Source organism: Segatella oris (assembly GCF_900637655.1).
Classification (GTDB): Bacteria; Bacteroidota; Bacteroidia; order Bacteroidales; family Bacteroidaceae; genus Prevotella; species Prevotella oris.
The window spans coordinates 1002383-1018271 of record NZ_LR134384.1 but is presented as its reverse complement, the minus strand read 5'-3'; the positions used below and the strand labels follow the sequence as shown (position 1 = coordinate 1018271).

The window sequence follows — 15889 nt, the reverse complement described above, 5'->3', positions numbered from 1 at the left end:
GAATATGAAGAAATATATATTGATGCCTTTGCTGGCTTTCACTGCATTGTCAGCAAACGCACAGGACTTCGACTCTAAACCGACCGTTACTATCGACAATAAGACCGAAGACCTTCATTTCACAGTAGGAGCTCGCTTCATGGCCGATGCTGCCTATTATCATACAGACTTCACCCCAATGCAGAGCGGAGCAGCCATCACCGACGCACGTATCCGCACCTCGTTGACCTATCAAAACTGGTATTTCTATGCTGACTTCGGCTTCGGGGGCGGTAAGTTCAGCCAGAAAAACATCTTCCTGCAGTATGCAAAGGACGATAATAACGGTGGGCGTCACGCCATAAAAGGTGGCTATTATAACGACCCCGCAGGTTCAATGGCACGCAACACGTCACTCGGCAGCTATCATTTCATCTCGCGTGCCGGTGCAGCCAATGCACTCGGTGAAGGCCGTGAGCTTGGTATCACCTATAAATATACCAATGATCACTTCTTTGCTTATCAGGGTGTATTTACCGAAAACCAATATAACAAGATTGACGCAGGCTACAATGGACTCGTGCTTGCAGGACGCTATCTCTATCGTCCTGTCATCGATGAGAACCAGACTTTAGCCGTAGGTGGTAACATTCGCTATCAGCATGTGGGTGGCGGTGTCACTGAAAACAATGTGCTGAAGAAGACTTTGAAACTCGGACAGACCATGGAAACTTTTGTTGATGAAGACGAACAGTTTGTCTCTTGCGAACTGCCTTGGGCTGAGAATGTACTTGATGCAGGTGTGGAAGCACTCTATCACAACCAGAAGATGTTCGTCCGTGGTGAGTATATGTACAAGCACGTTACGAAGAAACGCGACTCAAAGACACTCTTTGATGCGAGCAACAACAACATCGACACCTGGGGAACACTTGATGCTTGGATTGCAGCCAATCCTCTCCGCGCCAACAACTTCCATGGAGGATATATCGAAGCAGGCTATATGGTCTTCGGCAATCCTTACAGCTACGACAAGAACGAGGGTGTACTTCGGGGATTGAGTGGCCGCTCACTCGAGATTGTCGGCCGTTTCAACTATACAGGTCTGAACGATATCGTGAAGGGAGAATACTACTCTGCAGGCCGCAACCAGTACTATCCGGACGGCTATATGGCCGACTGGCCTTACAAATCTACCAGTGTTGGCGGTGGCGCAGTGCGTTCTTATACCCTTGGCTTGAACTATAGTTTCAACAAGTTTGCACAGGTGATGGTCGACTATACCTATCATCATCTCACCAAAGACTTCCTGCCTCACGACAAGAACTTCCACGAAGTCCAGGCTCGTTTGCAGTTCGTATTCTAAAGTTTCATCCTTATAGGTCAGTCCCATTCTCCCTTTCATCTTCATCATGAAATAGGAGTAGGGACACAACCTCTACTTTCTAAAAATACATAGTGCCAGACAATAACCTTGTCTGGCACTTTTTTTATTCAATGATTTCCAATCACCTTCTATTGGGTTAGGTAGGAAAGAGATCCCCCTTGATACGAAAAAGACCTTGCAATGGATGAACCATTGCAAGGTCAAATATAGTCAGCTTTCTTGCTTCTTCTTTTATGGAAGAGCAAAAGAGGCTTTCAACTTTAATCTTACAGCTGTGGACCTGCAGCAACGAGTGCCTTACCAGCCTCATTGCTCTCATACTTCTTGAAGTTCTTGATGAAGCGGGCAGCCAAATCCTTAGCTTTCTCTTCCCACTCAGAAGCATTCTTGTAAGTGTCGCGAGGATCAAGGATCTCAGTTGCTACACCCTCCAACTTCGTTGGAACTACAAAGTTGAAATAAGGAATAGTCTTTGTAGGAGCGTTGTCAATTGAGTGGTTCAAGATGGCATCAATGATACCACGTGTGTCGCGGATAGAGATACGTTTGCCCGTACCATTCCAGCCGGTATTAACCAAGTAAGCCTTAGCACCACTCTTCTCCATCTTCTTCACCAGTTCCTCAGCATACTTTGTTGGATGCAGTTCGAGGAAAGCCTGACCGAAACAAGCAGAGAATGTCGGTGTAGGTTCTGTGATACCACGCTCTGTACCAGCCAACTTTGCTGTGAAACCAGAGAGGAAGTAGTACTTCGTCTGCTCTGCGTTCAAGATGGATACTGGAGGCAATACGCCGAAAGCATCAGCTGAAAGGAAGATAACCTGCTTAGCAGCTGGGCCTTGAGACTCAGGACGCTGAATGTTCTTGATGTGGTAGATAGGATAAGAAACACGAGTGTTCTCGGTGATGCTCTTATCACAGAAGTCTATCTTGCCATTCTTGTCAACGGTTACGTTCTCAAGAAGAGCGTCGCGGGTGATAGCACCATAGATGTCTGGTTCTGACTCCTTGTCGAGGTTGATAACCTTTGCATAGCAGCCACCTTCAAAGTTGAAGACACCCTTGTCATCCCATCCGTGCTCGTCGTCACCGATGAGTTTACGCTTAGGATCAGTTGAAAGCGTAGTCTTACCGGTACCGGAGAGACCGAAGAAGATTGCGGTGTTCTCACCGTTCATGTCGGTGTTGGCAGAGCAGTGCATAGAAGCCATGCCCTTCAATGGCAAGAAGTAGTTCATCATAGAGAACATACCCTTCTTCATTTCGCCGCCATACCAGGTGTTGATGATTACCTGTTCCTTTGAAGTTACATTGAAGACAACAGCTGTCTCAGAGTGCAGACCGAGTTCCTTGTAGTTCTCAACCTTTGCCTTGGAAGCATTGTAAACGATGAAGTCAGGCTCCTGATCGAAGTCAGCCTCATTCTTCGGACGGATAAACATGTTCGTAACGAAGTGAGCCTGCCATGCAACCTCAACGATGAAACGGATTTTCATGCGGGTGTCTTTGTGTGTACCGCAGAAACCATCAACCACGAACAAGCGCTTGTTAGAAAGTTCTTTCTTTGCGATTTCCTTAACAGCAGCCCATGCTTCTTTAGTTGCACGATGGTTGTCGTTGTGGTATTCTTCAGAGTCCCACCATACTGTATCGTGAGAAGTCTCATCATCAACGATGAACTTGTCCTTAGGAGAACGACCTGTGTAGATACCTGTCTTAACGTTGATTGCGCCAAGCTCTGTTTCCTGACCTACCTCAAAACCTTCGAGACCTTCTTTGGTCTCTTCGTTGAACAACACTTCATAAGAAGGATTGTAAAGTACTTCTGTAGTACCTGTGATACCGTACTTTTCAAGTACAGACTTGTCAAACTTTGCCATTTCTAAAATGTATTTAAGTTATGAAATTAAGTTTGTGAATGATTTTATCTTTGAATTTTATCACCGCAAAGTTAAAGAAAAAAAGAATATATGCCAACATTCAATCTCGAAAAATAAGCGCTTTTGTATCCTTTTTAGGTTAAAGATATAAAAAAAAGCAGCCCTGAAAACACATTTGCAAAACTCACTTTGCAAAAGCGGAGAGAATTACATAACTTTGCACAAATCATTTAATACGATCTATGAAAATTGTAAATTTCTCCGAGCAAAACAGCATCATCAATCAGTATCTGGCCGAAATGAGAGATGTTGACTATCAGAAAAACCGTCTTCTCTTCAGAAACAACATTATGCGTATTGGCGAATTCGAGGCTTTCGAAATATCGAAGACGCTCAGTTATGAAGCCAAGGATGTCACAACTCCATTAGGTGTTTCACGCATTAACGTGCCTACCGACAAGATTGTTCTTGCCACAATTTTCCGTGCCGGCCTGCCATTTCACAATGGTTTCCTCAACATTTTCGACCATGCCGGCAATGCTTTCGTGAGCGCTTATCGCGAATATAAGGATGCCGAGCACCATGAGGTTGGCATTCATGTCGAATACCTTGCCACACCGAATATCGATGGAAAGACGCTCATCATTGCCGATCCGATGCTTGCCACGGGTGGAAGTATGGAATTAGGCTATAAGGCTTTCCTCACCAAAGGCACGCCGAAGCAAATCCATGTATGCTGTGTCATCGCCTCTCCTGAAGGCATTGACCATATCAAGAAAACCTTCCCCGAGGATAAGACCACGATTTGGTGTGCAGCCGTAGACCCTGGAATGAACGAACACAAATACATCGTTCCCGGATTTGGTGACGCTGGCGACTTGTGCTATGGAGAGAAACTGTAAGGCTACCCACAAATCCTTGCAGCCTCTATACAATTTTTCCCGAAGATGATTTCTGGGGAAAAGGTATAGAATAAGGTTCAAATCGAACTGCATCATATATTGCAATCCACCCTTCAGCATTGTGTTTTTCTGTTCAGTTTTATTTCGAGAAGCTGTTTATTATCCTTTTCTACAGAGAACACACAATGCTCGAGCCTTTGTTTTTCCCATGAAAATGGCACGCAAAGGCGTAGGAATCAAAGGATGTAAATATTATGGTTTCTCACTGACTAAAAGCATCTATTTTTATTACAAATACCCTTTCAAGAGTGGCCTTGCTGGAAAATAAAAAACAGCAGGACGCAAATAGCCGAGTTTTGAGCCCTTTAAGGATATCTCTGATAATCAAAGAGATAAGACAATTTGAATGTAATCGTCTGTAATTCCAACATAGAAAAACGCTGTATTTTGACGCATTTTACGGCCTATTTTGCGTCATGTCGCACGGTATTATGATGCATCTGAGCATGTGAAATGACGCAAATTGCAGTGCAATCTGCTGAATATGGGCTCGCATTGTCAATGAAATCCTCTTTTTTACTCCATTTTCTTGCTTTTGATTTTCTATTTGGTGATTTTTCAAAGGCTGTTTTTATGTGTATGAAAGTTTACAAAAAAGCAATGCAACATGATTGTTTTTCCTCACCTTAAAATCCTCTTTAATCTTTGTTCTTATAGTTTCTATTTCATGCGTTACATGCAAAAACTTGAGGGATAAACATGGAGTGAACAGAAAAATAATTATCTTTGCAGAAGATATAACGGCCTTTGTCAGTATGAAATCAAACTGTCGTAGCGGCCTGTCAACAATTTCCATATAACAGGAAAAAATACATGATATTATGCAAGAAACAAGACAAAATCGTATATCAAGACTCCTTCAGAAAGAATTGGCAATAATCTTTCAGGAGCAAACTCGTATGATGCATGGCGTTATGGTGAGTGTTACGCGTGTGAAAATCAGTCCCGATTTGAGCATCTGTACGGCTTACCTAAGTGTCTTTCCAAGTGAGAAGGGCGAAGAAATCGTCAGGAATGTCACGGCCAACATGAAGACGATACGCTATGAACTGGGGCGCCGTGTCCACAATCAACTGCGCATCATTCCTGAACTTCGCTTCTTCATAGACGACAGTTTGGATTATATTGAGAGGATAGATGAATTGCTGAGAAAGTAAACTAAGGGTATAAGAGGCGGTTAAGCGAGTTTTTCTTTTATGAATTTCCCTTTATATGTTGCCAGACGCTATCTCTTTTCGAAGAAGAGTACGAATGCTATCAACGTGATATCTGTTATCTCGGTGATTGGAGTTGCCGTGGCTACAATGGCACTCGTGATAGTGCTTAGCGTCTTCAATGGCTTTCACGACCTCGTTGCTACGTTCTTCACAAACTTCGATCCACAGCTCGAAGTGGTGCCTACGCAGGGTAAAACCGCCCCGAGTGACGACCCTTTATTAGCGAAGATGAAGGCTTTGCCCGAGGTTGATGTGGCAACAGAGAGTGTGGAAGACCAGGCTTTGGCTATCTATCAAGACCATCAGGCGATGGTTATCGTTAAAGGTGTCGACGATAACTTCGATCAGTTGACCCACATTAAAGACATCTTGTTTGGCGACGGCACGTATAGTCTGCACGCAGGCAACCTGCAATACGGCATCATGGGCATCAGATTGGCTGCTGCTTTGGGCACAGGTGCACGCTTTGGAGACTATCTTCGCATCTATGCTCCACAGAAAGAAGGGCAGTTTGACGCCACTAATCCAAGCGAAGCCTTTGTTGTTGACTCGCTGTTATCGCCTGGTGTGGTGTTCTCGGTCAATCAAAGCAAGTATGACAAGAACTATATCATTGCACCGATAGCCTTTGCCCGCAATCTCTTCGGGCAGCAAGGACGTCTTTCCTCGCTTGGGTTCAGACTCAAAGATGGCAGCGACCTTGATGCCGTGAAGAAGGAAATGCAGGAGATTGGAGGTACAAAATATAAGGTGATGGACCGTTTTGAGCAGCAGGCCGACACCTTCAAGATCATGCAGATTGAGAAATATATCGCCTATATCTTCCTTACATTCATTCTTATTGTGGCGTGCTTCAATATCATCGGTTCACTCTCGATGTTGATTATCGACAAGAAAGAAGACGTGGTTACACTGCGTAATCTCGGTGCCAATGACCGTCAGATTTCACAGATTTTCTTATTCGAAGGCCGTTTGATTTCGGCTTTCGGGGCAATTATTGGTATTGGATTAGGGTTGCTGCTCTGTTGGTTGCAACAGCAATATGGGCTTGTATCGCTCGGCAGTAGCAGTGGAAGCTTTGTTATTAACGCCTACCCTGTCAGCGTTCATTATGATGATGTGGCGCTGATTTTCCTCACAGTGATTGTTGTGGGCTGGGTAGCAGTGTGGTATCCGGTGAAGAGAAGCCTCACCCCCAACCCCTCTCCAAGGAGAGGGGAGTAGTAGACAGAGTCTTCTTAAAAGACTATGTATATTGCATTTTACTCTATTTCTATGAAATGGAATTTATGTGTTATAACCTCTTGCCACGTCATGCATATCATATTTTACTCCATTTTTATGAAAAAGAAATTATATGTCGCAGCTCCTTGCCACATTAGTGATACCGTTTTTACTCTTCTTTAATTTCTTAAGCGTACTCCATGAGTGCTCCCCTCTCTTTGGAGAGGGGCCGGGGGTGAGGCTTTCTCACAACTCCACATGCTCCACTTCCACCTTTTCATGCAGGAAAATCTGAGCCGATTCCTTAAAGCGTTCGGGGTTCTCGGTCGTCAGGTATCGGCATGAACCGCCTTGAGTGAGTTGATGTTCCATGTCAGTATGCCGGCGGAGATAGTCCTGCAGACTTCCTGCTACGTATTCACCTTGCGGGACGATACGCACACCCGGACGCACATATTTCACGATTTTCGGCATCAGAATAGGGTAGTGTGTGCAGCCAAGGATTATGGTATCAATATCAGGGTCGTGCAACATGAGTTCATCAATACGTTTCTTCACGAAGTAATCGGCGCCCGGACTGTCGGCTTCATTGTATTCAACCAAGGGTACCCAGAACGGACAAGCCACGCCCGTGACCTTGATTTCGGGCCATAACTTCTTGATTTCAAGGTCATAACTATGGCTTTTCACGGTTCCCTCGGTAGCCAGAAGCCCCACGTGGTTGTTCTTTGTCAGTGTGCCGATAATCTCTGCCGTGGGGCGGATTACACCCAGCACGCGGCGCGATGGATCAAGGTTGGGCAGGTCGTTCCGCTGAATACTGCGCAATGCTTTGGCCGAAGCAGTGTTGCAACCAAGGATAACAAGGTGACAACCTAATTCGAAAAGCTTCATCACGGCCTGCCGCGTGAACTGATAGACCACATCGAACGAGCGCGTACCATAAGGTGCACGGGCATTGTCGCCAAGGTAGATATAATCGTATTGTGGCAGCAGTTGACGGATACCATGAAGGATAGTGAGGCCTCCATAGCCCGAATCGAACACACCGATAGGGCCTGGTTTCTCTGGGAACATAGGCATCTTTTATTTCTTTACGGCGTCTTTCACCAGCGCATTGATGTCTTCACCGACGGCATTATTCACGTAGGGAACGGCATCATTGTCTGTGTTGAGGATGAAAGCATAGCCACGGTCTGCACCGATACGGGCTACAATTGCACGCAGGCGCACTTTCAAAGCAGCCTTACTTTCGGCATCTGCCTGGGCAAGCAAGCGTTTCGATTCATTCTTGAAAGCTACGTTCTTCTCCATCATCTCTTGCAGTTCGGCCTGCCGTTTTTGCAGAATAGAGGGCGCAAAGTCACGCTGTCCATCGAGAAACTGCTCGTATTTCTTATTGAACTCGTCTTCAACGCGCTTACCTTCTTCTTCATATTTTGCACGCAGCGAGGCCATGTCGCGCTCTGCAATGGCGTATGCGGGCATAGCTTTCAATGCTTCTGAAAAACTGAAATAACCATATTTTAATGGTGTCTGTGCGCTGGCAGTGAGCGTCATTGCCATGAAAGCGAATGCGAGAAATAGCTTTTTCATCTTTTTCTTGATTTATATTGTTTTGTGAAATCCGTAGATTTGCTTATTGATTTACAGCACGAAATGATGTTTTCAGCCCTGTTTCAGCTCCTGATATTCACAGAATTGCAACAGGAAACATGTCGGCATCCTTCGTATAATTTGTTGCGAAGATACAATCTTTTATTGAGATTTCAAAGTTTTTAGAATGGAATTGTCTTTGCAAAAGGTGCGGAAGGCGGTGCTTCTGTATGGTACCAGACTTGATACATCTGCTGTATCATCAGGCTTTCGGAGACTTTACAGCACTCCACACCTGCGATTTCCTTCGGCTTTCCCCAAGATATCATTAACAATTTGCATGCTGTTTTCTTCATCTACTTGCAAATCATGAAGCATAATTCATTATTTTTGAAAAATACAGACAATCTTCTTTATAAATTCTATGTGTTCAAAACGCGGGTCATCCTCACTTCAAATACGTGCTGTTTTGGAGCAGTTCACAATGTGTTGGCATTCATGAAGTTACGAAAGTCAAGGCAAAATGCGAGGCGAAATCACGCTGAAAAACCATGCGATTTGCATCAAATCAGCTCGCAACTTGCTTCATTTTACACTGCAACTTGATGCAAATAGCAACGTGATTAGCGTCAGATGACAATGTAAAATGATTAAAATGGAGACATCAAAGCCATAAAAAGGCTTCACACTCACGCAAAAAACGCGTTTTTATTTCTATTTGGTTGAGCTTTGAAATGTTAAAAACGGGAAAGAAAGTTGACAATAACAGTCCATTAGAAAGATGAAATATACAGGGTGTCGTGTATGTTCTTATGAGCTGTGTCAACACAAAACCACAGAAAAGAAAGAATTCTGTAAACCATGAAGTAAGTCATGTGATAATCTGATATTATTTTAACGGTTTTCCTTACAGATGCTTTCGATTATGAAAAGTTTATGAAACAATTCATTGTGTATTACGCTTTTTCTCACTATCTTTGCACAAAATATACATGCATTCGGCAAATCTTGGTTGCTTTTGAGGCCTCTGTTTGCCCGTTTTTTGCATGGTATGAAGTCGTGGAACCTTTCGAAAAGCGTTTCATGTAAAGCGAGCAAAAGGAATAAAGAGAAGAAAACGATGAAGCATAAGTTAAGGAGTGCCGTCTGTACTGAAGGCAGGAGAATGGCCGGTGCCAGGGCCCTTTGGGTGGCAGCCGGTATGAAACACGAGCAAATGGGCAAGCCTATCATCGCCATTGTAAACAGTTTCACGCAGTTTGTGCCTGGACATACGCACTTACATGACATTGGTCAGATTGTAAAACACGAGATAGAACGACTTGGTTGCTATGCAGCGGAGTTCAATACGATTGCTGTTGACGACGGAATTGCCATGGGACACGACGGTATGCTCTATTCACTGCCTTCGCGGGACATTATTGCCGACTCCGTGGAATACATGGTCAATGCACACAAGGCGGATGCAATGATCTGTATTTCCAACTGCGACAAGGTGACGCCGGGCATGCTTATGGCGGCTATGCGACTGAATATTCCAACGGTTTTCTGTTCGGGTGGCCCCATGGAAGCAGGCAGATGGCGCGGTGAGAATGCCGACTTGGTGACTGCAATGATTAAAGGTGCCGACCCATCTGTTACAGATGAGGAGATGACTGCACTTGAAAACTGTGCTTGTCCGGGTTGCGGCAGCTGCTCGGGCATGTTTACTGCCAACTCAATGAACTCGCTTACCGAGGCCATTGGATTGGCTTTGCCGGGCAATGGAACCGTTCTTGCCACGCATAAGAACCGCATTCAGCTCTTCAAAGATGCTGCAAAGCTGATTGTGAAGAATGCTTTGGCCTACTATGAAGCGGGCGATGAGCGTGTTTTGCCACGTAGCATTGCCACGCGTGATGCCTTTCTCAATGCCATGACTTTAGACATTGCCATGGGCGGAAGCACGAATACGGTGCTGCATCTGTTGGCTATAGCCCAGGAAGGAGAAGTGGAGTTCAGCATGAACGACATTGACAAACTGAGCCGACATGTGCCCTGTCTCTGCATGCTTGCCCCCAACACGCAGCGTTACAGCGTGCAGGAATGCAATCGGGCAGGCGGTATTCTCGGCATCATGAACGAGCTTCGCAAAGGCAAACTCATTCAAGGCAGTGTGCTTCGCGTAGATGGAATGACGCTCGATGAGGCCATGAAGAAATATGATATCACGCAGAACACGATAGATGCAGAGGCAGACCGCATCTATCACAGTGCTCCGGGACGTCGCTTTTCCACCGAAATGGGAAGTCAGGATGCGCGTTGGGAAAGTCTTGATACCGACAGAACGGCAGGTTGTATCCGCGACCTTGACCACGCATATACCAAGGATGGCGGGCTCGGTGTGCTCTTCGGGAACATCGCCAAGCATGGATGTGTGGTGAAAACTGCCGGAGTTGACCCTGCATTGTGGACTTTTTCAGGGCCTGCGGTGGTGTTCGACAGTCAGGAAGATGCCTGCAATGGCATTCTCAGTGGCAAGGTGAAGAAAGGCGATTGCGTAGTCATCACGCATGAAGGGCCTAAAGGTGGCCCCGGAATGCAGGAGATGTTATATCCTACTTCTTATATCAAGAGCATGCATATGGGCAAGGAATGCGCCTTGATTACTGACGGACGCTTCTCGGGAGGCACGTCGGGATTGAGCATCGGACATATCTCTCCGGAAGCTGCAGCAGGTGGAAATATCGGAAAGATTAAGGATGGTGACATCATCGAAATAGACATTCCAAACCGCAGTATCAATGTAAAACTCACGGATGAAGAACTTGATGCGCGCCCGCAACAGCCGTTGAAACGCCACAGAGTGGTGAGCAAAGCGTTGCGAGCCTATGCACAAAGCGTCACTTCGGCTGACAAGGGAGGCGTTCGTCTGATAGAGTAAACCACATCATCCACCTTATTATATATAGACAACAGCATGACTAAAGAAGTTATTACGGGTTCAGAAGCACTGATGCGTGCACTGCGTGACGAGGGCGTTAAAACCATCTTCGGCTATCCCGGCGGTGCAATTATGCCGGTGTTTGATGCACTCTACGGCTATACGAGAGGAGAAAACAAGACATTTAACCACATCTTAGTGCGTCATGAGCAAGCAGCTGCACACGCAGCTGAGGGATTTGCGCGTGTGAGTGGACGCGTTGGAGTCTGCTTAGTGACGAGCGGACCGGGCGCGACCAATACATTAACCGGTGTGGCCGATGCCATGATGGACTCTACCCCGATTGTAGTCATTGCAGGACAAGTGGGTATTGGTGCCCTCGGTTCTGATGCTTTTCAGGAAGTAGACTTAGTAGGTGTGGCCCAACCTATTTGTAAATGGGCCTATCAGATACGCAGACCGGAAGACATTGCATGGGCAGTAAGCCGTGCTTTCTATATTGCGAAGTCGGGTCGTCCGGGCCCTGTTGTGCTCGATCTTCCCAAGAACACGCAGATAGATACCTGCGAGTGGAAGCCCGCAAAGACCACGAATGTCCGCTCTTATGACCCTTACCCCACGCTTGATACACAGGCAATTGAAGCCGCTGCACAGCTTATTAATGGGGCAAAGCGCCCATTTGCGCTCGTAGGTCAAGGCGTAGAACTCGGCAATGCGCATGAGGAACTGCTGGCATTCCTTGAGAAAGCCGATATTCCTGCAGGCAGAACGCTGCTCGGTTTGTCGGCTCTTGCCTCACATCATCCCTTGAATATGGGTATGTTGGGTATGCATGGAAGCTATGCAACGAATATGAAAACGCAGGAATGTGACGTGCTTATTGCCATTGGAATGCGTTTCAGTGACCGCGTAACCGGCACTCCCGAGACCTACGCTAAACAGGCAAAAGTGATTCATTTGGATATAGATGCATCGGAATTCGACAAGAACATCAAGACCGATGTGGCCGTTTTAGGCGATTGTAAGCAGAGTCTTCCAGCCATTACGAAGCTGTTACAGCCCGCAGAACACAAGGAATGGATAGCCTCTTTCAAGGATTATGCCGAGCAAGAACGCCTGCGTGTCATCGAGAAAGACATTCATCCAACCGATGGTCCACTGCTCATGGGCGAGGTTACGCATGTGGTTTCCGAGGCAACTCGAGGCGAAGCAGTGCTCGTAAACGATGTAGGACAGAACCAAATGATATCAAGTCGCTACTTCACTTTTAAGCAGAAGCGCTCCATTGTGACGAGCGGTGGCTTCGGAACCATGGGTTTTGGTCTTCCTGCGGCTGTCGGAGCATGCTTCGGAGTGCCCCACCGCACGGTGTGTTGCTTTATGGGTGACGGTGGCATTCAAATGAGTATACAGGAGTTCGGCACGATTATGGAGCATCAAGTTCCCGTGAAAATGATTCTTTTGAATAACACTTTCTTAGGCAATGTGCGTCAATGGCAGGACTTGATGTTCGGACATCGCCATTCATTTACAGACATGCTGAACCCTAATTATGCTGACATAGCACGCGGATATGGCATTCCCTATGATGTCGTTACCGACAGGAAAGATCTCAAAATGAAGGTAGAAAAGATGCTTTCTACGCCAGGGCCTTACCTACTTGAATGTGCGATTAAGCCCGATGAAGACATTGTTCCCATGACATTACCGGGCAAGAGTGTCAACGAAATGCTGCTCGAACTGCACTATTAATCCTCATAAAGCAAAACAAGATGCAACAGGAAAAGAAACTATATACACTGCTTGTCTATTCGGAAAACGTCACAGGAATGCTCAGTCAGATATCCGCGGTGTTCACACGGAGGCAAGTAAACGTTGAAAGTATCAATGCTTCGGCCAGCAATCTGCCCAATATTCACAAATATACGATAACGGCCTGGAGCGACGAAGAGCAGATTATAAAGATTACGAAGGCCATAGAAAAGAAGATAGATGTCGTGAAAGCCGACTTCTACACTGATGAACAACTGTTCATTCACGAGGTAGCTATCTATAAAATTGCCACACCTGTGCTCATGAAGAACCCCGAGGTGTCGCGTACTATCCGTAAACATGACGCACGGATGTTGGAGGTTAACCCCACTTACACTACGGTTTTGCTGAACGGTTTGACAGAAGATATCATCAGTCTCTACAATCAACTCGATGCCTTTGGCTGCATTCTGCAATACACACGCAGTGGACGTATTGCCGTAACCCGCAGTTTCGATGAGCCTGTTTCAGTGTTTTTAAATCGTCAAGAAGAATTAAATCATGGAGAAACTGAGTAAAATCGGCAGTTATGAACTATTGGCCGAGCCTTTCCATTGCGACTTCTCGCACCATCTTTTCATGGGACATTTAGGCAATCATCTGCTGAATGCCGCCGATTTTCACTCCAATGACCGCGGTTACGGCATGACTTTTCTGAACCCAATCCACAGAACCTGGGTGCTCTCTCGCTTGGCCATAGAGATGAACGAAATGCCCGAGGCCTACGATCGCTTTACAGTTGACACTTGGGTTGATGCCGTCATGCGCTATTTCACCAGTCGAAATTTCCGCATTTCCAAAGGCAGTAAGACCATAGGATACGGCAGAAGCATCTGGGCAATGATAGATACCGACACCCGACAACCCGTTGATATACTCAATATTCGCAATGGACTTATCACCCAATATGTTGATACCGAGACGCCCTGTCCTATCGAAAAGAGCTCAAGAGTGAAGATGACCGAGACCGCAAGTCTTGTGCAGTCCATAGCCACCCACTATAGCGATGTCGACATGAATGGGCACATCAACAGCGTGAAATATATTGAACACGTGCTCAATCTGTGGCCACTTGAATGGTACAGACACCACTTCTTGAAACGTTTCGAGATAGCTTATGTGGCTGAAAGCCATTGCGGAGACACGCTGAATCTCTATCAGGAAGAGACCGGCGAAGGTGAGTTCTGCGTGCGGATAACCAAGAGAAGCAATGCAACTGCCGAAGAAACAGAAGTTGTAAGAAGCAAAGTTAAATTCATTAAAGAATGAAATTATATTTTGCAATTTCGTTCTAATATGTTACCTTTGCAGGCATAAAACATATTCATATAAACCGCGTTTCCCACTCATGGGACGCATATAAAAAGATATTATGGCAGAAATGAATTTCGGTGGCGTTATAGAAACCGTTGTCACTAACAAGGAATTTTCCGTTGAGAAAGCTCGTGAAGTATTGAAAAACGAAACAATTGCCGTCATTGGTTATGGCATTCAAGGGCCTGGACAGGCTTGCAATCTGCGCGACAATGGCTTTAATGTCATCGTAGGTCAGCGCGAAGGAAAGACTTACGAAAAGGCGAAAGCCGACGGATGGGAGCCTGGAAAGACACTGTTTTCTATCGAAGAAGCCATTCAGAAAGGCACTTTCATCTGCATGTTACTTTCAGATGCCGGGCAAATTGCCGTTTGGCCGAAGATCAAGGGCTATCTGACAAAAGGGAAGACGCTTTATTATTCACACGGATTTGCTATCAACTGGCAAGATCGCACGGGCGTAGTACCGCCTCAAGACATTGATGTTGTCATGGTTGCCCCTAAGGGTTCGGGCACATCCCTGCGTACATTGTTCCGCGAAGGCCGTGGCATCAACTGCTCGTATGCCGTTCATCAGGACGCTTCGGGGCATGCAGAAGAGAAAGCACTCGCCATTGGTATCGGCATCGGTGCAGGCTATCTGTTCAAGACAACGTTTCAACGTGAGGCCACTTCTGACCTTACAGGTGAGCGCGGTTCACTCATGGGAGCCATGGAAGGACTGTTCGAAGCACAGTATGAAGTGCTCCGTGAGCATGGACATTCACCTTCAGAAGCCTTCAATGAAACGGTAGAAGAGATGACGCAAAGCCTCATGCCACTCTTCGGAGAGAAGGGAATGGACTGGATGTATGCCAATTGTTCAACCACAGCTCAACGCGGAGCACTCGATTGGGCGCCTCGTTTCAGAGAGGCTATCAAGCCAGTTATGGAGTGGTTATACCTCAGTGTGAAGACTGGAAACGAAGCCCAAATCTCAATAGATCGCAACTCTCAGTCCGATTATCGGGAGAAACTGAATGCCGAACTCGAAGAGATGCGCAATAAAGAAATATGGAGAGCAGGCGTAACTGTACGCAAACTGCGTCCTGAAAATAATTAATTTTTTCTCGTACATAATGTTGTAAGGGGGTGGTTTCCGTGAGGGAATTGCCCCTTTTTGTTACCTACCGCCGACCTTTCCCCAAGGGATAAGTCGGTTAATAAAGACCTACCCCCAACCCCTCCCCAAGGGAGGGGAGTCGTTATTGCAGTGTACTTACTCCTTAAAATGATTGCTGTTGCAGTAAAAATAATTATGAATTAAACCATTATTCATTAGAATATAACTACTCACTTAACATTCCTCATTCCACATTCCAATAAAACACAACTCCACACTCAACATTTCTCATTCGTCATTCCAATAAAACATAACTCCACACTCAACATTCCTCATTCGTCATTCTAATAAAACATAACTCCTCACTCAACATTCCCCATTCCACATTCCAATTATGAATTATGCATTGTGCATTATGAATTAAACTATAGTTGCGCTTGCCTTACTATCCATTTTCATCGTTGGCAAGAAATAGGTTAAATCTCTTCAAGAA

12 protein-coding genes are annotated in these 15889 nt (G+C 45.8%); 9 read left to right on the top strand and 3 right to left on the bottom strand.

The genetic code is table 11. The features are described from left to right. Positions 1-4: 4 nt before the first annotated feature. Positions 5-1345 carry a hypothetical protein gene (locus EL210_RS04175; RefSeq protein WP_018920240.1) on the top strand — a complete coding sequence of 447 codons (1341 nt, stop codon included), beginning with the start codon at positions 5-7 and terminating at the stop codon, positions 1343-1345. A gap of 287 nt (positions 1346-1632) precedes the next feature. Here EL210_RS04175 and pckA read toward each other — a convergent pair whose 3' ends face one another. Next, positions 1633-3246 (bottom strand): phosphoenolpyruvate carboxykinase (ATP), encoded by a 1614-nt coding sequence (gene pckA / locus EL210_RS04170; protein ID WP_004375341.1) that lies wholly within the window; start codon positions 3244-3246, stop codon positions 1633-1635. A 242-nt stretch (positions 3247-3488) separates the two neighbouring features. On the opposite strand from pckA, the gene upp reads away from it, so the two are divergent. The 3 genes from upp (at position 3489) to EL210_RS04150 (ending at position 6649) form a co-directional block, all read left to right on the top strand. After that, a complete protein-coding gene (gene upp / locus EL210_RS04165) occupies positions 3489-4148 on the top strand; it encodes a uracil phosphoribosyltransferase (protein ID WP_004375342.1) in 660 nt (219 codons plus the stop codon). Between the two features lie 881 nt (positions 4149-5029). After that, the gene (gene rbfA / locus EL210_RS04155) at positions 5030-5365 is read left to right on the top strand and encodes a 30S ribosome-binding factor RbfA (protein WP_018920243.1); all 336 of its coding nucleotides are present in this window, start codon (positions 5030-5032) and stop codon (positions 5363-5365) included. 39 nt (positions 5366-5404) lie between these two features. Continuing rightward, positions 5405-6649 (top strand): FtsX-like permease family protein, encoded by a 1245-nt coding sequence (locus tag EL210_RS04150; protein WP_018920244.1) that lies wholly within the window; start codon positions 5405-5407, stop codon positions 6647-6649. 246 nt (positions 6650-6895) lie between these two features. Here the strand turns inward: EL210_RS04150 and murI are convergent, their stop codons facing one another. Next, positions 6896-7732: a glutamate racemase gene (gene murI / locus EL210_RS04145; RefSeq protein WP_004378269.1), complete on the bottom strand. Its 837-nt coding sequence runs from the start codon at positions 7730-7732 to the stop codon at positions 6896-6898. Between the two features lie 3 nt (positions 7733-7735). After that, positions 7736-8245, bottom strand: a complete 510-nt coding sequence (locus EL210_RS04140) for an OmpH/Skp family outer membrane protein (RefSeq protein WP_018920245.1) — start codon at positions 8243-8245, stop codon at positions 7736-7738. A gap of 1120 nt (positions 8246-9365) precedes the next feature. Between EL210_RS04140 and ilvD the strand changes: the two genes are divergently transcribed. The 5 genes from ilvD (at position 9366) to ilvC (ending at position 15396) form a co-directional block, all read left to right on the top strand. Then, positions 9366-11168: a dihydroxy-acid dehydratase gene (gene ilvD / locus EL210_RS04135; protein ID WP_025879535.1), complete on the top strand. Its 1803-nt coding sequence runs from the start codon at positions 9366-9368 to the stop codon at positions 11166-11168. A 36-nt stretch (positions 11169-11204) separates the two neighbouring features. Further along, entirely contained in the window at positions 11205-12920 is a 1716-nt protein-coding gene (ilvB, locus tag EL210_RS04130) for a biosynthetic-type acetolactate synthase large subunit (RefSeq protein WP_018920248.1), read from the top strand. Between the two features lie 20 nt (positions 12921-12940). After that, positions 12941-13498, top strand: a complete 558-nt coding sequence (gene ilvN / locus EL210_RS04125; RefSeq protein ID WP_004378273.1) for an acetolactate synthase small subunit — start codon at positions 12941-12943, stop codon at positions 13496-13498. Further along, entirely contained in the window at positions 13482-14249 is a 768-nt protein-coding gene (locus tag EL210_RS04120; protein ID WP_018920249.1) for an acyl-[acyl-carrier-protein] thioesterase, read from the top strand. Before ilvN ends, EL210_RS04120 begins: the two co-directional genes overlap by 17 nt. Positions 14250-14352: 103 nt before the next feature. After that, complete coding sequence (gene ilvC / locus EL210_RS04115; RefSeq protein ID WP_018920250.1) at positions 14353-15396, top strand: ketol-acid reductoisomerase; 1044 nt, start codon at positions 14353-14355, stop codon at positions 15394-15396. The last annotated feature ends 493 nt before the right edge of the window (positions 15397-15889 follow it).